This is a genomic window from Flavobacterium algicola (genome assembly GCF_022399565.1).
GTDB lineage: Bacteria > Bacteroidota > Bacteroidia > Flavobacteriales > Flavobacteriaceae > Flavobacterium > Flavobacterium algicola.
Map to the genome: position 1 here is coordinate 88,719 of NZ_JAJTUT010000005.1, position 17,865 is coordinate 106,583.

19 protein-coding genes are annotated in these 17,865 nt (G+C 33.1%); all 19 read right to left on the minus strand.

Annotated features, from left to right (window positions below; all coding sequences use genetic code 11):
* Positions 1-13 precede the first annotated feature (13 nt).
* The gene (locus tag LXH21_RS15805) at positions 14-1,318 is read right to left on the minus strand and encodes a nucleotide sugar dehydrogenase (protein WP_239868152.1); all 1,305 of its coding nucleotides are present in this window, start codon (positions 1,316-1,318) and stop codon (positions 14-16) included.
* Positions 1,319-1,350: 32 nt separating this feature from the next.
* Positions 1,351-2,397 carry a dTDP-glucose 4,6-dehydratase gene (gene rfbB / locus LXH21_RS15810; RefSeq protein WP_239868154.1) on the minus strand — a complete coding sequence of 349 codons (1,047 nt, stop codon included), beginning with the start codon at positions 2,395-2,397 and terminating at the stop codon, positions 1,351-1,353.
* 37 nt (positions 2,398-2,434) lie between these two features.
* Positions 2,435-2,914, minus strand: coding sequence for a UpxY family transcription antiterminator (locus tag LXH21_RS15815; RefSeq protein WP_239868156.1), 480 nt, complete (start codon positions 2,912-2,914; stop codon positions 2,435-2,437).
* 139 nt (positions 2,915-3,053) lie between these two features.
* Positions 3,054-4,046, minus strand: a complete 993-nt coding sequence (locus LXH21_RS15820) for an SDR family oxidoreductase (protein ID WP_239868159.1) — start codon at positions 4,044-4,046, stop codon at positions 3,054-3,056.
* Between the two features lie 7 nt (positions 4,047-4,053).
* Positions 4,054-6,513, minus strand: a complete 2,460-nt coding sequence (locus LXH21_RS15825; protein ID WP_239868162.1) for a polysaccharide biosynthesis tyrosine autokinase — start codon at positions 6,511-6,513, stop codon at positions 4,054-4,056.
* A 15-nt stretch (positions 6,514-6,528) separates the two neighbouring features.
* Positions 6,529-7,314: a polysaccharide biosynthesis/export family protein gene (locus tag LXH21_RS15830; RefSeq protein ID WP_239868165.1), complete on the minus strand. Its 786-nt coding sequence runs from the start codon at positions 7,312-7,314 to the stop codon at positions 6,529-6,531.
* 70 nt (positions 7,315-7,384) lie between these two features.
* The gene (recR, locus tag LXH21_RS15835; RefSeq protein WP_239868168.1) at positions 7,385-8,005 is read right to left on the minus strand and encodes a recombination mediator RecR; all 621 of its coding nucleotides are present in this window, start codon (positions 8,003-8,005) and stop codon (positions 7,385-7,387) included.
* A gap of 50 nt (positions 8,006-8,055) precedes the next feature.
* Positions 8,056-8,421 carry a CoA-binding protein gene (locus LXH21_RS15840; protein WP_239868170.1) on the minus strand — a complete coding sequence of 122 codons (366 nt, stop codon included), beginning with the start codon at positions 8,419-8,421 and terminating at the stop codon, positions 8,056-8,058.
* A gap of 94 nt (positions 8,422-8,515) precedes the next feature.
* Complete coding sequence (gene ctlX / locus LXH21_RS15845) at positions 8,516-9,451, minus strand: citrulline utilization hydrolase CtlX (RefSeq protein ID WP_239868174.1); 936 nt, start codon at positions 9,449-9,451, stop codon at positions 8,516-8,518.
* Positions 9,452-9,461: 10 nt separating this feature from the next.
* On the minus strand, positions 9,462-10,376 hold the full coding sequence (locus tag LXH21_RS15850; protein WP_239868177.1) for a dimethylarginine dimethylaminohydrolase family protein: 915 nt from the start codon (positions 10,374-10,376) through the stop codon (positions 9,462-9,464).
* Positions 10,377-10,456: 80 nt separating this feature from the next.
* Positions 10,457-11,725, minus strand: coding sequence for a citrate synthase (locus tag LXH21_RS15855; RefSeq protein ID WP_239868180.1), 1,269 nt, complete (start codon positions 11,723-11,725; stop codon positions 10,457-10,459).
* 152 nt (positions 11,726-11,877) lie between these two features.
* Positions 11,878-13,170, minus strand: coding sequence for a phosphopyruvate hydratase (gene eno, locus LXH21_RS15860; RefSeq protein WP_239868183.1), 1,293 nt, complete (start codon positions 13,168-13,170; stop codon positions 11,878-11,880).
* 199 nt (positions 13,171-13,369) lie between these two features.
* Positions 13,370-14,470, minus strand: coding sequence for a glutamine-hydrolyzing carbamoyl-phosphate synthase small subunit (carA, locus tag LXH21_RS15865; protein WP_239868186.1), 1,101 nt, complete (start codon positions 14,468-14,470; stop codon positions 13,370-13,372).
* 235 nt (positions 14,471-14,705) lie between these two features.
* A complete protein-coding gene (gene rplQ / locus LXH21_RS15870) occupies positions 14,706-15,200 on the minus strand; it encodes a 50S ribosomal protein L17 (RefSeq protein ID WP_239868189.1) in 495 nt (164 codons plus the stop codon).
* Positions 15,201-15,262: 62 nt separating this feature from the next.
* Complete coding sequence (locus LXH21_RS15875) at positions 15,263-16,255, minus strand: DNA-directed RNA polymerase subunit alpha (RefSeq protein ID WP_035659211.1); 993 nt, start codon at positions 16,253-16,255, stop codon at positions 15,263-15,265.
* Positions 16,256-16,276: 21 nt separating this feature from the next.
* Positions 16,277-16,882: a 30S ribosomal protein S4 gene (rpsD, locus tag LXH21_RS15880; protein WP_239868193.1), complete on the minus strand. Its 606-nt coding sequence runs from the start codon at positions 16,880-16,882 to the stop codon at positions 16,277-16,279.
* 93 nt (positions 16,883-16,975) lie between these two features.
* Positions 16,976-17,359 carry a 30S ribosomal protein S11 gene (gene rpsK, locus LXH21_RS15885; RefSeq protein WP_007803677.1) on the minus strand — a complete coding sequence of 128 codons (384 nt, stop codon included), beginning with the start codon at positions 17,357-17,359 and terminating at the stop codon, positions 16,976-16,978.
* 8 nt (positions 17,360-17,367) lie between these two features.
* Positions 17,368-17,742 carry a 30S ribosomal protein S13 gene (gene rpsM, locus LXH21_RS15890; protein WP_239868196.1) on the minus strand — a complete coding sequence of 125 codons (375 nt, stop codon included), beginning with the start codon at positions 17,740-17,742 and terminating at the stop codon, positions 17,368-17,370.
* A 2-nt stretch (positions 17,743-17,744) separates the two neighbouring features.
* Complete coding sequence (ykgO, locus tag LXH21_RS15895) at positions 17,745-17,861, minus strand: type B 50S ribosomal protein L36 (protein WP_073370549.1); 117 nt, start codon at positions 17,859-17,861, stop codon at positions 17,745-17,747.
* Between the last annotated feature and the right edge of the window lie 4 nt (positions 17,862-17,865).

Consider the following 17,865-nt stretch of genomic DNA (forward strand, 5'->3'; position numbering starts at 1 on the left):
GAATTATTTGTTTTTATAATCTACCATCAACGCCGCTTGTCAATACACCTTTAACATCGTAGATGATACTTTTTGCATTTTGAAAATTCGCTATATTCATACTTAAGAATTCCTCATGAGCAACACCTAAAACTACTGCGTCAAATTTAGTTTTGGGAGCTTCATTTATAGTTTCTAGCAGATATTCTTTCATCACAGCATCTGGTTTTGCTAATGGATCAAATATTGATACAGTAATACCATATTCCTTTAAAGAGTTTACAACATCCACGATTTTAGTATTTCGTACATCTGGGCAATTTTCTTTAAAAGTAATTCCTAGCATTAATAAAGTTGCGCCATTAACAGTTATACCCCTCTTAATCATTAACTTAACAATCTGTGAAGCAACATATTCCCCCATACTGTCATTTAAACGTCTTCCTCCCAAAATAATTTCAGGATGATAACCTATCTCCTGCGCTTTTTGAGCCAAATAATAAGGATCGACTCCAATACAATGTCCTCCTACCAATCCTGGCTTGAATGGTAAGAAATTCCATTTAGTACCGGCTGCCGCTAAAACTTCATGCGTATCTATATCCATTAAATTGAAAATCTTCGCTAGTTCATTAACGAAGGCAATATTAATATCTCTTTGTGAATTTTCTATAACCTTTGCAGCTTCTGCTACTTTTATAGAGGGTGCCAAATAAGTGCCCGCAGTAATTACAGATAAATACAATTCGTTGACTTTCTGACCAACCTCGACGGTTGATCCCGATGTAACTTTTAAGATTTTATCTACAGTATGCTCTTTATCTCCCGGATTAATGCGTTCTGGAGAATAACCAGCATAAAAATCAACATTAAATTTTAACCCTGAAATTTCTTCTAGTACGGGAACGCATTCTTCCTCTGTAACTCCTGGGTATACCGTTGATTCATAAATTACAATATCACCCTTCTTCAATACTTTTCCAACAGTTTCTGATGATTTGTATAAAGGCGTCAAATCTGGTCTATTATTTTTATCAACTGGTGTAGGAACAGTTACAATGTAATAATTACAATCAACAATTTGATCCCTATCACTAGTACAATACAACCCTTTAATGGCATCGGTATTATTTAAGCACGGATTTTCATCTAATAGCACCGCTTGCAATTCCGTTGCTTCGATTTCGAGTGTACTGTCTTGTCCTAAATTTAATTCATCGATTCGATTTTGATTAATATCAAATCCTACAACCGCATGTTTTGTAGCAAATAGACGTGCCAAAGGCAAGCCTACATATCCTAGTCCTATAACTGCAATTTTTATATCCGGATTATTCATATACTATTGACTCGAAAATTTATTTTTAAAATCTATTGGTACTGCTTTTCATAATAAGAAGCATAGGCACCAGAGGTAACACTTGCTAACCACTCTGAATTGTTCAAGTACCAATTTACAGTTTGCTCTAAACCTTGCTCAAAAGTCACTGATGGCGACCATCCCAATTCACTATTAATTTTATTTGCATCAATAGCATATCTTAAATCATGTCCTGGTCTATCTTTTACGTAGGTGATCAACTCAGCAGATTCACCTTCTTCACGACCTAATTTATCATCCATGATCCCACACAGTAAACGAACTAAATCAATATTTTTCCATTCATTAAATCCGCCAATATTATATGTTCCGTGATTTGTTCCTTCATGAAATACCAAATCAATTGCACGTGCATGATCAACTACAAATAACCAATCACGTGTATAGTTTCCATCTCCATAAACAGGAAGTGGCTTTTTTTGAATAATATTATTAATGAATAATGGAATCAACTTCTCCGGAAAATGATTAGGACCGTAATTATTTGAACAATTTGTTAATACATATGGCAAACCATATGTTTCTCCATAAGCACGTACAAAATGATCTGAACTTGCTTTAGATGCTGAATAAGGAGAGTTAGGATCGTATGCGGTTGTTTCTGTGAATAGCCCTTCTGCCCCAAGTGAACCATATACTTCATCTGTACTTATGTGATAGAATCTTTTATTTTCAAAATTACCTTTCCACAATTCACGAGCTGCATTTAGTAGATTAACGGTTCCAATAACATTGGTTCTCACAAAAGCCATAGGATCTTCAATAGAACGATCTACATGAGATTCTGCTGCCAAATGCAATACCCCATCAAATTGATGCTCTTGAAATAAATCTTTGATAAACTTTTCGTCAGCAATATCCCCTTTAACAAAAGTATAATTTGGAGATTTTTCAATATCAATAATATTTTCTAAATTTCCCGCATATGTTAGTGCATCTAAATTAAAAATTTGATAATCACTATATTTTGTTACAAACAAACGTACTACATGGGAACCAATAAAACCAGCACCTCCTGTAATTAATATTTTTTTCATTTACTTAAATTTTTTAATTTGAGTATTTATAAATTAGCTATATATCCATTCTCAGTACACACCCCAATGATTCAAGTACTAAAACAAAGTGATTCTTATTTACTTCTTTGATAACAGCATCTTGATTTAAAAAAGGTCCAGATTCTACTTTAATTTTATCGCCTACATTATAATTGGAAATTACAATATCACTAGAACTCGGCTTATCTAACCATTGCTTGATAGTATTTATCTCATTATCGCGAACAATCGCTGGCTTTCCAAGCCAAAATAAATACCGAACTACCCCTGGTGACTGAAAAACTAAATTACGGCTCGCTTCAGTCAATTGCACAAAAACATACGAATTAAATAAGGGCACTTCTACTTTTTTCTTTCTATCAGACCACTGTTTTTCTTTAATGATGAGTGGACAATAACATTCAACTCCTATTTTTTCTAATTGCTCTGCAACTTTTTTTTCCCATTTTGGTTTGGTATATACTACGAACCAATTTAATTCTTGTTTTGTTATCAAAACTATTTTCGTTTTATTATAATTTAAAAATATTAAACAATGCTTTATTGAAAGTTACAGTTTTAACTACCATTAAGTAATACTGGATTTACTACTGTATGCTCCACTACTTTTCATTATTTTCAATATTCAAATATACTTATTTCTTCTCTTTTAGATTATTCCAATACCAGTCAACGGCTTCTTTCAATCCTTCCTCTAACGAAAATTTAGGATCATACCCTAAGAGAGTCTTAGCTTTATCAATACTAGCCAATGAATGGGGAATATCTCCTTTCCTGTTTACACCATACAAAATTTCGACATCATTAATCTTAGAATCATACTTAGACAAATAAGCTTTTAAATACTGCATTAATTCATTTAACGTATTTCTGTCGCCACAAGCTGTATTATACACTGTATTTACTGCCGATGCATTTACAGTAGAAATGGCCAGCTCATTCATTTGAATCACATTATCAATGTATGTAAAATCTCTTGAATAGGTGCCATCCCCATTTATCAATGGACTTTCCAACCTCATTAATTGTTGCACAAATTTAGGTATAACAGCAGCATATGCACTATTAGTATCTTGTTTTCTACCAAATACATTGAAATATCTTAATCCTATTGTTTCCAAGCCATACGTTTTTGAAAAAATTTCTGCGTACAGTTCATTAACATACTTTGTTATTGCATAAGGTGACAATGGTTTACCTATAACATCTTCCACTTTCGGCAATCCTTCTGAATCGCCATAGGTAGATGAACTTGCCGCATAGACAAATCGTTTTACTTTTTCATCTCGGGCAGCTGTCAGCATATTTAAAAAACCACTTACATTAACATCGTTGGTAGTGATAGGATCTTCCAGCGATCGAGGTACAGAACCTAAGGCTGCTTGATGCAGCACATAATTAACGCCTCGTACCGCTTTAACACAATCATCAAAGTTTCTTATATCACCTTCAATTAATTTGAAATTTTCATTATGCAAACATTTATCAAGATTATGCATATGTCCAGTAGCAAAATTATCCAAGCAAACAACATCATATCCTTTCGATAAAAAATGTTCGCACAAATTAGACCCAATAAATCCAGCTCCACCTGTAATCAATAAAGTTTGCTTAACTATCGTTTCCATGTCCATATTAATTTTTCTTTTTTAAAACTCGAAATTTGCTTGCTGCCCTCTGAAGTATATTTTTTTGTTCTTGATCTTCATGATAACCATTTGAATATGCACCATATCCGTACCCGTAACCGTATGCATTACCATATTTTGCTTTGTTTTCATAACCATTAAAAACAATGCTTACATTACTTAGTTCTTTTCTATTTAATCTGTTATTGAGCAAGGTAATCATTTCTTTTTTTGAGAAATTCTGCCTTACAATATACAAAGTTACATCTACATATTGAGTTAATTCTAGAGCATCAGAAACTAGGCCAACAGGTGGTGTATCAAGAATAATATAATCATACTGTTGCTTTAACTCGTCAATTAATTCATTCATTTTTTCAGATAAAATTAATTCTGAAGGATTGGGGGGTATCGGTCCAGATAAGATAACATCCAAATATGGAATATGGGTCTTATTGATAATATCTTCTACTTTTTTCTGATTAATTAAATAATTGACAACTCCTACGTCATTTGAAAGTCCAAATTCGTTTGACAACTTAGGCTTTCGTAAATCAAGCCCAACGATTACTGTCTTTTTTTCACTTAAAGCAAAAACCGTAGCTATATTAAGCGAGCAAAAAGTTTTACCTTCACCACTTACAGATGATGTAACCATTACTGTCTTTGCACCATTTACATTTTGTTGCTTGTATAAAAATTGTAAAGAAGAGCGAATTGCCCTGAAAGATTCAGACAAAGCTGACTTGGGTCTATCAAACACTGCTAGTTCTGTACTATCTGTATTTAAACCTACAACTCCAATCAATGGAATTTTTGTTCTACTGGTAATATCCTCTGTATTTTGAATAGAATTATTAATAAAGAAGATAATAAAAACTACAACCAACGGAATTAAAAAACCTAGAAATAGTGCTAAAACATAATTTACAGATGTCTTAGGTCCAATTAAACCACCACCTATATCTTTTGCAGGATCAATAAAGTGAATATCTGATAAATTTGCTGCCTTAACAATATCAGCTTCGCTTCTTTTTTGCAAAAAAGTGCTGTATATATTATCACTTAAATCATATTTTCTTTTAATCTTAATCAATTCTTGTTCGTCATCTGGCAACGATTTTATGGTACTTTCAGTTTGACCAATTTTATTACTTATAGCTATTAAATCATATTCCAAAGCAGCTTTGGCCGTACTAATATTTACAAATAATACATTCTTGATAGCTTCCATCTGATTGTCAAAATCTTGGAATATTTTTTCGCTTTTTACAGCATAAGCCATAGCAGAGCGCTGGGTCGAAAGAGATATTAATTTAGAGATATTCGCAACAATATTTGGGTCTTCTATTCCCGCTACAGACGGAGCCGGAAGTTTCGAATAATCAACGCTATTTTTTAAATAATTCCGTAATGAATTGTAATAGGCTACTTTTCGAACAATTACATCTTTTTCGATGTCGTATTCTAACATTTTTTCAGAGAATTTGCCACCACCTTCTTCGATATCATAAATATTTTTATTTTTTCGAAAAGACTTTAGTTCATTCCCAGTCTCTTTTAACTGCGATTCCATAGCAACAAGGGTGCTATCAATAAAGCTTATTGTATTTGTTGCAAACCTATTTTTTTCATCTAATTGCCTTGAGATAAGCATTTTTACAGTTGAATTTAGATATTCAACCATTCTTGCCTTATTTGTACCTTGCATACTTAGCGTTATGATCGAACCACCTTTATCTGCAGAATTTACGCCTACACCCTTATAACGGGAAACAGTGCCATCAAAATCATTGAATTTTACAAAGTACTCATTCCCTTTATAAAAACCTGGATTATCATTTATTTGTAATTTCCAGTTTAAGAACGGTAGAGATACCAAAGAACCTACTTTATAGCGCTTTACAAAATCACCAACTACAACTGCTGTATTGCTGTATGCAAAATTTGAATAGGTAATCATACTCACACTAGGAGCATTCATAGGAATACGAATCTCATATTCGCTATCGCTAATAAACTTAATACCAATTAACGTATTTGCAATTTGACCTTTAGTCTTGTCGATATCTACATAAAACGGAACTGCCCCGTAAGCATCTTCAAAATTATATTTTCCTTGAATCAAATAATCTATATAAAACTGAAGTTTATCTACAACTAATTCATTATGTGATCTTGATTGAAAAATGGTAGAGATCGTATTTACTTGGTCAGAGATTCCTCCCCAATTGAAAACTAGACTGGTTGTCGAAGTAAAGAGAGGATTACTCTCCTCTTTAATGGAAATGAGAGTTTCCATTCCGTAAATTTTCTGTTTACGAATATTCACCTGATAAGCTATAGTAAATGCAATGATCAAACTAATCAAAAACCACTTCCAATAGCTCGCTATTTTTATTAAAAAGCCTTTAAAGTCAAAACTTACTTGGTTTTCAAAAATTGAAAAATCTTTTATATCTAGCATTTATCGATCAGAATTTTAATTAGTTAAAAGTAAAAACATCGTACTAGCCAAAGACAATAAAGATACAAAGGTAGTTATAGATTCTAAACCTGTTTTACCTGTACCCCAAGTTTTTTGTTTCAACGGTTTCACAAAAATAAAATCGTTTGGTTGCAAATAATAATAGGGAGATTTCATTACATTAATATCTGTTAAATCTAAGTCATGCATTTCCACCCCTGTTGGAGATTGTCTCATGATTGTAACTGCTTTTCTATTACCAGTTATAGTGATATCTCCAGAATTGGCAACAGCTTCCATAATAGTCAATCGATCTTGAAAAACCGTCTTAGTACCCGTGCTACCGATTTCTCCTGTAATAGTATATTTAAACCCAGCAAGCTTAACCGTTACAAACAGATTGGCTTCCTTATTAAAATATTCAGATAATAATTGTTTTTCGATACGCAATCGTATTTCTTCAGTAGTGTATCCAATAACATTCATTTCTCCTAAAACTGGAATTCGAATATTACCATGATCATCAACAGTAAATCCATCAAAATATAGAGCAGATGGTGACTTCCCAACCTCTCCTTCAACGGTACTAAAAATAGAAACTAATTTTGGGTCAATGGCTTTTATACTCAAACTTAAAACATCTGCGATCTGAACTCTGTAAGGTTTTGAAGCAACCAATGAAATAGCAGATTCTGAACTTGTACCTTTTTTGTATTGCAAATAGTTCAAATCTCGTGTTGAAATACATGAACCAAAAAAGAGTACTACAGTAATTAATAAAAAGAAAACAGACTTATTCATTTCTTTATTTTTGAGAACAAATATAGCTTTTCATTTACTATATTAAAAGTTTGACAGTTTTTTAAGCCCTTTAATTATTTTTCAAAGATTTTTCGAATGGAATTCTATGTAAAATACTTCTTCCAAGCGTTACTTCATCAGCATATTCTAGTTCATCACCTACTGCAATTCCTCTCGCAATAGTAGACATAACAATAGGGGTATCTGCAATTTGTTTGTAAATATAAAAATTGGTAGTATCACCCTCCATTGTAGAGCTTAGCGCAAAAATAATTTCTAGAACTTTACCTGACCTTACTTTATCTACCAAAGAACCAATTTTTAATTGACTGGGACCAACACCTTCTATTGGAGAAATTTTACCTCCCAAAACATGATATATTCCTTTAAATTGTCCTGTCCCCTCAATAGCCATAACATCACGAATATCTTCAACAATACAAATAAGTTGATGATTTCTTTTTAGGTTGGAGCAAATTTCGCAAATTTCACTGTCAGATATATTATGACAATTGTTACAGTATTTAATATCAGCTCTCATATTCAGTAACGCCTGCGACAAAAACTCCGTTTGCTCTTTGGGTTGTTTTAACAAGTGTAACACCAAACGCAGTGCAGAACGCTTACCTATACCTGGTAATTGCGAGATTTCATTAACTGCTTTTTCTATTAACTTAGAAGAAAATTCCATAAAAAAAAGATGCTTTTAAACTCTAAGAATTTTTAAACTGAAAATAGTTTTTAATATTGGTTGGTAGCCAATAGTACTAATGTGCAAGCTACTTCAGACTTAATATTATTTAATTCCAATAATTGATATAATTCAGGGTTCTCTGTACCTGGATTAAAAATAACTCGCTTTGGGCTTGCTTCAACTATATAATTATAATAATCACGTTGGCGGGCTGGATTTAAATACAAGCTTATAGTATCAATGTTTTTCAGCGGAATAGCCTTTGTATAAATTTTTATTCCCGACACTTCCCCTCCATTTTGTCCTATTGCAAGCACAGAATGACCTTTACTTACCAAATTGGTTATCGCTTTATTCGAGGCTCTATCTAATTTTGTAGATGCACCTAGAATTAATGTTTTTTTATTTCTCATTATTTTATAATACAAAAATTGTTTTGGTGCAAAAGTAACACTTTTTAACACCGTTAAATTCAAATTGTCAATCTTTCAATAATACTCTCACAAATTATTTCTTTTCCAAAAAAACTTCAGCCATCATGCAACGTGCACTGCCTCCGCCGTGCGTTTCAATTGTAGTTAAATCAGCATGTATAATTGATGTATGTTTTTCTAATTTTTCTAGTTGCTGCACAGTTAGAGATTCATAGGCACTAGTACTCATCACCAAATAACTGGAATCGTTATCCCCCGATACTTGCAACATATTACCCGCGAAACTATTTAATTGTTTTTCACTAATTAAAATAATTTCTTTATTATCCTTTTTAAGGTTTTCAAGAACCATCTTCCGTTCTTGTTTATCATCAATTGCATCTGCACAAATTACTGCAAAAGTGTCTCCAATACACATCATTACATTTGTATGGTAAATCAGTTTTCTATCACCATCGACAGTTTGATAAGCTTCAAAAATAACTGGTGCATAGTCAAAGTCTTCACAGAACTCGATAAACAATTCTTCATCAGCTCTTGGTGACAAGGCACAATATGCTTTCTCATTTACCCTATCGAGCACAATACTTCCTGTCCCCTCCAAATAAAATCCATCTTCTTCTGCCGAAGAATAATCAATGATATTGTCAATTTGGAATCCTTTATCTTCTAGCAAGTCTAGAATATCTTCACGTCGCTCTAAACGTCGATTCTCAGCAAACATAGGATAGAAACCTACATCACCATTATCATGGAAAGAAACCCAATTATTTGGAAAAATACTATCCGGTGTATTTGGAGTAACACTATCCTCTACTACGATGACATTAACACCCAAGTCAGTAAGCTTATTAACAAAAAGGTCAAATTCTTGCTGCGCTTTTGCATTTACAGTACTTGGCAGCAAATTTGCATCTCCAGTTTGGTAGAAATTATTAACCATCGTTTGTTCATTCATTCTGAATGAAACTGGACGAATCATCAATATATTATTTGTAATTTGTTTCATTTTTTTACTTTTATTCTCTGATTAATGGTAATGTAGAACAACGTAATAGGCCTTCTTGCTTAGCAATCTCAGCATATGGAATTTCCTCGACAATAAATCCTTTACTTCGCAACCAATTATTCAGCCTAGTGAATTTTTGTTCAGAGACTACAACGTTTGTATCTATTGAAAAAACATTAGAGTTCATATTGTACATTTCGTTTCGCTTTACATGGAATAAGTTATCTTTTCCAAAAAGATCAACTAAATATAAATAATCGGCCTCTTCACGAAAGCCCCTTTTATAAATAATACCTTTATCCTTCCCTACGGGTTGAAAGCAACAATCTAAATGCAATGCATTATCTCGTGCCTCTAATTTTGATTTAATTAAATCAAACTCTTTAACTATTTTATCAGGAAACATAGCCTTTATATACGCTACGCCTTCCTTATTTGTACGTGCCGTGATATAGTCTTTATAATCACTTCCCTTGTATGTTCCAACAAAAACGTGATTACCCCATAACATAACGTCTCCTCCTTCAATATGCACCTCCAACGGTGGCTTAACAACCTTTGAAGGATTTATTGAGTCTATTATAAATTGAATCGCATCCAACTCTTGTTCTCTCTCTGGTAAAATATTAGATTTTACAAAAACATCACCTATCACAAAACCTATATCTCGAGTAAAGATCTGATTATAATTTTGAATAAGCTTAGGGCGGTAAACTGTCACATCATACTTCAAAAGAACTGTTTCGAAACAAGTCATTTCATTAACCATGTCCTCCTCTAATGGATATGTTCCAGCCAGAATATGTTCCATAGATTTTGGATCATATGTTTCTTCTACTTTTGGCACAGGACCATTACTATTTGCTAAACCCAAAACTACGGCCTTTAACTTATCAGTTTCGTTATTAATATTTAATTCTATCATTTATTACAGCTACTTTAAAACAAAGGTAAAAAAAAAGCCTCACCTATCAGTGAAGCTTTTATAATTTAAGCAAATGCTTATTATTCGAATTCTCTATGAGTAGAACCTGTATATATTTGTCTAGGTCGTCCTATTGGTTCTTTATTTTCACGCATTTCTTTCCATTGAGCAATCCAACCTGGTAATCTACCAATAGCGAACATAACTGTGAACATATCTGTAGGTATACCTAAAGCTCTGTAGATGATTCCAGAATAGAAATCTACATTAGGATATAAATTTCTAGATTTGAAGTATTCATCTTCAAGGGCAGCAGCTTCTAATTTTCTAGCAATATCTAAAATCGGATCTTCCACTCCTAAAGTTTCTAAAACTTCATTCGCAGCTTTTTTGATGATTTTAGCACGTGGATCAAAGTTTTTATAAACTCTGTGCCCAAAGCCCATTAATCTAAATGGATCTTCTTTATCTTTTGCTTTCGCTAAATATTTCTCAGTATCTCCTCCGTTGTTATGAATCTCTTCTAGCATTTCTAACACAGCTTGATTTGCTCCACCATGTAATGGTCCCCAAAGCGCAGAAACACCCGCAGAAATAGATGCAAATAAGCCTGCATGCGATGAACCAACCATTCTTACTGTAGAAGTAGAACAGTTTTGTTCGTGATCAGCGTGAAGTATAAATAATTTGTCTAATGCATCAATTACTGTTTGACTCACTTTATATGGTTCAGTAGGTATTTCAAACATCAATCTCATGAAGTTTTCTACGTAACCCTTTGTATTATCATAGTAGTTCATTGGGTAACCCATACTTTTTCTAAAAGTCCAAGTAGCGATTACTAAAAATTTACCCATTGTTTTACAAACTGCACAGTACATATCATTTTCATTCTCTACATCTACTGATTTAGGATTGAAAGAGGTTAATGCGCTAGTCATGGCAGCCAAAATACCCATCGGGTGAGCAGTTTTTGGAAAACCATCCAAAATACTTTTCATCTCCTCATTCACCAAAGTATATTTGCGAATATCATTTTCAAATTTCGCTAATACTTCAGCATTTGGTTTTTCGCCAAAAATTAAAAGATAAGAAACCTCTAGAAAATTAGCTTTTTCTGCTAATTCTTCGATTGCATACCCTCTGTAACGTAAAATACCCAGTTCCCCATCCAAGAACGTAATTTTACTTGTACAAGAACCTGAATTTTTATACCCTGGATCAAGAGTAACCAAACCCGTTAAATCTCGTAATTTCTTAATATCAATAGCTTCTTCGTTTTCGCTTCCCATTATGATAGGAAACTCATACTTTTTACCATCGATTTCTAATATAGCTGTTTTTGACATAATACTTTGGAAATAAATCTTATATTTAATAATGCTCAAAGCTAATGAATTTCAAATTAATTAAAAAATGAATAATACAATGAAATTGTTAAAACTCATAAAAAAAGCCATTTACTAAAAGTAAATGGCTTTAAATTTATTTTGAAACAAAATTATTTTTGTTTGAAGGCTTTCAATCCAGGAAAGTAGGCTACATCACCTAACTCTTCCTCAATTCTAAGCAATTGATTATATTTAGCCATACGATCTGAACGTGAAGCAGATCCTGTTTTAATTTGACCACAGTTTAATGCTACTGCCAAATCAGCAATAGTATTGTCTTCTGTCTCACCAGAACGATGCGACATTACCGAAGTATACCCAGCATTTTTAGCCATATTTACAGCTGCAATAGTCTCTGTCAAAGTTCCGATTTGGTTTACCTTAACTAAAATAGAGTTTGCAATTCCTTTTTCAATTCCAGTAGACAAACGTTCAACATTAGTAACAAATAAATCATCACCTACTAGTTGTACTTTATCTCCAATCTTGTCAGTAAGCAATTTCCAACCATCCCAGTCATTTTCATCCATACCATCTTCAATTGAGATAATAGGGTATTTGGCAACCAATTCAGCTAAATAATCTACTTGTTCAGCAGAAGATCTAACCTTACCAGTTTCACCTTCAAATTTAGAGTAGTCATATTTACCATTCACATAAAACTCTGCCGCAGCACAGTCTAATGCAATCATAATTTCGTCTCCAAATGTATATCCAGCATTCTCTACAGCTAATTTAATTGTATCTAAAGCATCTTCAGTACCACCAGCTAAAGTAGGCGCAAAACCACCTTCATCACCAACTGCAGTACTTAATCCTCTATCGTGTAAAACTTTTTTCAAACTATGAAAGATCTCTGTTCCCATTTGCATAGCATGAGAAAAAGAAGTCGCCTTTACAGGGAAAATCATAAATTCTTGAAAAGCGATTGGTGCATCAGAGTGAGAACCTCCATTTATAATGTTCATCATAGGTACTGGCAAAGTATTCGCCGATACTCCTCCAACATATCTATATAATGGCATTCCTAGTTCATTAGCTGCAGCTTTTGCCACTGCTAGAGAAACTCCTAGGATTGCATTCGCACCTAATTTTGATTTATTTGGAGTACCATCTAAATCAATCATCATTTGATCAATTACATTTTGTTCAAATACAGAGGTACCAACTAGTTCTTCAGCAATAAGTGTATTAACATTTTTCACTGCATTTAAAACTCCTTTTCCTAAATAAGATTTTCCACCATCACGTAACTCAACAGCTTCGTGCTCTCCAGTTGAAGCACCAGATGGAACTGCAGCTCTACCTAGAACACCACTATCAGTGATAACATCAACTTCAATAGTTGGATTTCCTCGAGAATCGAAAATTTGTCTTGCGTGAATTTTAATAATAATGCTCATACTTCTTTAATTTTTAATTTTTATATACAAATATATTCTATATATGATAATGATAATGCAAAAAACCTCTAATGTTATTAACGAAAACGATATATCCTACTTTTTAAACAAAACAACCTTAGTTATTTATAAAAATAAGATGATTCCGCTACGTACTTTCTAATTAATACTAGAACTAGATACATACGCAAATTACTCGTTATACAGTTAAACTTTCAACAAACTGATCAAACAAGTAAGAAGAATCGTGAGGACCAGGACTTGCTTCTGGATGATACTGTACTGAAAAACAGTTTTTATTCTTTACACGCATACCAGCAACCGTACCGTCATTCAAATGGAGATGTGTAATTTCCAGATCATTATTAGCTTCTAGCTCTTCCTTATTAACGGCAAAACCATGATTCTGAGATGTAATTTCGCCCTTCCCAGTAACAATGTTTTTTACAGGATGATTAATACCTCTATGACCATTAAACATTTTATAGGTAGAAATGCCATTTGCTAAACCAATAATTTGATGCCCCAAACAGATTCCAAATAAAGGTTTGTTATTCTTTAAAATTTCCTGTGCTACTTCAATCGCATCTGATAATGGTTCAGGATCTCCAGGTCCATTAGATAAAAAATAGCCATTTGGATTGAAAGAAGATAAATCATCATAAGTAGCGTTGTAAGGAAACACCTTTATGTAACAATCTCTTTTAGCAAGATTTCGCAGAATATTTGTTTTTATACCTAAGTCCAAAGCAGAAACTTTATATGTAGCATTCTCATCTCCATAGAAATAAGGTTCTTTAGTAGAAACTTTGGATGCTAACTCTAAGCCTTTCATATCAGGAACATTAGCCAAAGAAACTTTCAAATCCTCTACCGAAGTACCATCTGTACATATCACAGCATTCATGGCTCCATTTTCTCTTATGTAACTAACCAAAGCTCTAGTATCTACATCCGAAATACAAATTAAATTTTGTTTAACGAAATAATCTTCTAGACTACCAGCCGCGTCTTCACGAGAATAGTTGAAACTAAAGTTTTTACAAACTAATCCAGCAATTTTGATATCACTTGATTCCACTTCTCTATCATTCACACCATAATTCCCCATATGCGGGTTTGTAGTCACCATTATCTGACCAAAATAAGAAGGATCAGTAAAGATTTCTTGATAACCAGTCATACCAGTATTAAAACAAACTTCTCCAAAAGTAGTTCCGCTAATACCAATAGATTTTCCGTGAAAAATTGTACCATCACTTAGTAAAAGTATGGCGCTCTGTCTTGTTGTATATTTCATTCTTAGATTTATAATTTAATGAGCTAGTATAACTACTAAATCACTATTATTTGTAGATAAATATTATGCAAATTTAATCGATAAATATAATGGAAGCAAATTTTTAAATACTATTGTAAAAAAAACTAATTTTTACACAATAGAAATTAGTTTACGACCAGCACCATCAAGCAAAAAAAAAGGATAAACTATAAATAGTTTATCCTTAATTTTTATTGAATGATTATATTCATAATTATTCAGTAGCTTCTGTAGTAGTTTCAGAATCACCTTCAGCTGCTGGAGCTTCAGTAGCCTCATCAGCTTTTTTAGCTTTTCCACCACGACGGCTTTTTGCTTTTTTAACTTCTTTTTTACCACCGTTGTAAATTTCATTGAAATCTACTAATTCGATCATTGCCATATCAGCGTTATCTCCTAAACGATTTCCAACTTTAATGATACGAGTGTATCCACCTGGACGGTCACCAACTTTTGCAGCTACATCTCTGAACAAATCAGTTACAGCATATTTACTACGTAAGTAAGCAAAAACAATACGACGGTTGTGCGTAGTATCATCTTTAGATTTTGTTATTAAAGGCTCAACAAATTGTTTAAGCGCTTTTGCTTTAGCTACAGTAGTGTTAATACGTTTGTGCTCAATAAGAGAACAAGCCATATTAGCCAACATAGATTTTCTATGTGCAGTCTGTCTGCTTAAGTGATTGAATTTTTTTCCGTGTCTCATGACGTCTTTTTTAAAACCCTCATCTTGCTTCTATCCTCTATGGAGAGCAAAATATGAGTAATTTATTCTTTATCTAGTTTGTATTTCGCTAAATCCATTCCGAAAGTTAAATTTTTAACTGCTACAAGTTCATCTAGCTCTGTTAAAGATTTTTTACCAAAATTACGGAATTTCATTAGGTCATTTTTATTGAACGATACTAAATCACCAAGTGTATCAACTTCGGCCGCTTTCAAACAATTTAATGCTCTAACAGATAAGTCCATATCAACAAGCTTAGTCTTAAGCAATTGTCTCATATGTAATGACTCTTCATCATAAGATTCTGTTTGTGCGATTTCATCAGCCTCGAGTGTAATTCTTTCGTCAGAGAATAACATGAAATGGTGAATTAAAACTTTTGCAGCTTCAGTTAAAGCATCCTTAGGATTAATAGATCCATCAGTTTTAATTTCAAAAACTAATTTTTCATAATCTGTTTTTTGCTCAACACGGAAGTTTTCAATTGCATATTTTACATTCTTTACCGGAGTAAAAATTGAATCTGTAAAAATGGTACCAATTGCAGCATTTTGTTTTTTGTTCTCCTCAGCAGGAACATATCCTCTACCTTTTTCGATTGTTAAATCTAGGTTCAGTTTGATTTTACTATCTAAATTACAGATTACTAGTTCTGGATTCAAAACTTGGAAACCTGATATAAATTTTTGAAAATCACCAGCTGTTAATTGATCTTTACCAGTAACAGAAATACTAACTGATTCATTATCTATATCCTCAATTTGACGTTTAAAACGTACTTGCTTAAGGTTAAGTATGATTTCGGTAACATCTTCAACAACACCTGAGATAGTAGAAAACTCATGATCTACACCCTCTATGCGAACAGATGTAATTGCATAACCTTCTAATGCTGAAAGCAAAACTCTTCTAAGTGCATTACCAACAGTCAATCCGTAACCAGGTTCTAAAGGTCTAAATTCAAATTTACCTTCAAAATCGGTTGAATCGATCATGATAACTTTATCGGGCTTCTGAAAATTAAATATTGCCATAAATTTCGACTAAGTCAATTATTATTTGTTGTACAACTCTACGATTAATTGTTCTTTAATGTTTTCTGGAATTTGAAGTCTAGCTGGTACAGAAACAAAAGTACCCTCTTTAACATCATTATTCCATGTAATCCATTCATAAACATGACTTGAATTAGACAAAGAACGTTCGATAGCCTCTATAGATTTAGATTTTTCACGAACAGCAACCTTATCACCAGGTTTTAAGTGGTATGAAGGAATATTTACAACCTCACCGTTAACAGTGATGTGTCTGTGAGAAACCAATTGTCTAGCACCTCTTCTAGAAGGAGCAACGCCCATTCTAAAAACTACGTTATCCAATCTTGCCTCACATAATTGTAAAAGAACTTCACCTGTAACACCCTTAGTAGCAGATGCTTTTTTAAATAAACCTCTGAATTGTTTTTCTAAAATTCCGTAAGAATATTTAGCTTTTTGCTTTTCCATTAACTGGACAGCATATTCAGATTTTTTACCTCTTTTTTTAGCCATCCCGTGTTGCCCAGGAGGGTAATTTCTTTTTTCGAAAGCTTTATCATCTCCGAAAATTGCCTCGCCAAATTTACGAGCAATTCTAGTTTTTGGACCAGTATATCTTGCCATTTCTGTGAATTAATTAAGGTAGAGATTATGAATTCAGGTCATATCCTTCGATAATCGTTATTTCTACCTAGTTATACTTAAATTATTTTATTTTTAAACTCTACGTCTTTTTGGAGGACGACATCCATTGTGAGGCATTGGAGTAACATCAATGATTTCAGTTACTTCGATTCCACCGTTATGAATAGAACGGATAGCAGACTCACGTCCGTTACCTGGTCCTTTTACATAAACTTTCACTTTTTTAAGTCCAGCCTCAAGAGCTACTTTACTACAATCTTCTGCTGCCATTTGAGCTGCATATGGAGTGTTCTTTTTAGAACCTCTAAAACCCATTTTACCAGCTGAAGACCAAGAAATAACTTCACCTTTTTTATTAGTCAAAGAAATGATGATGTTATTGAAGGTAGCAGAAATATGAGCTTCACCCGTTGATTCAACGATAACTTTACGTTTTTTTGCTGTTGCTTTAGCCATATTACTTATTATTTAGTTGCTTTCTTCTTGTTAGCAACAGTTTTTCTTTTACCTTTTCTAGTTCTAGAGTTATTCTTAGTTCTTTGTCCTCTTAAAGGAAGACCTGATCTATGACGAATACCTCTGTAACATCCAATGTCCATTAAACGTTTGATGTTCAATGAAACTTCAGAACGTAACTCTCCTTCAATCTTGAAAGATCCAACTACTTCACGAATTGCTCCGATTTCGTCATCATTCCAGTCTTGAACTTTTTTATCTTGGCTTACTTGAGCTTTTTCTAAAATCTCAATAGCTCTACTTTTTCCTAATCCGAAGATGTAGGTAAGTGCTATAACACCTCTCTTGTTTTTTGGGATATCTACCCCTGCTATTCTTGCCATAACTATCCTTGTCTTTGTTTAAATCTAGGATTCTTTTTGTTGATTACGTATAACCTGCCTTTTCTTCGTACAATCTTGCACTCGGCACTTCTTTTTTTAACTGATGCTCTTACTTTCATTGTG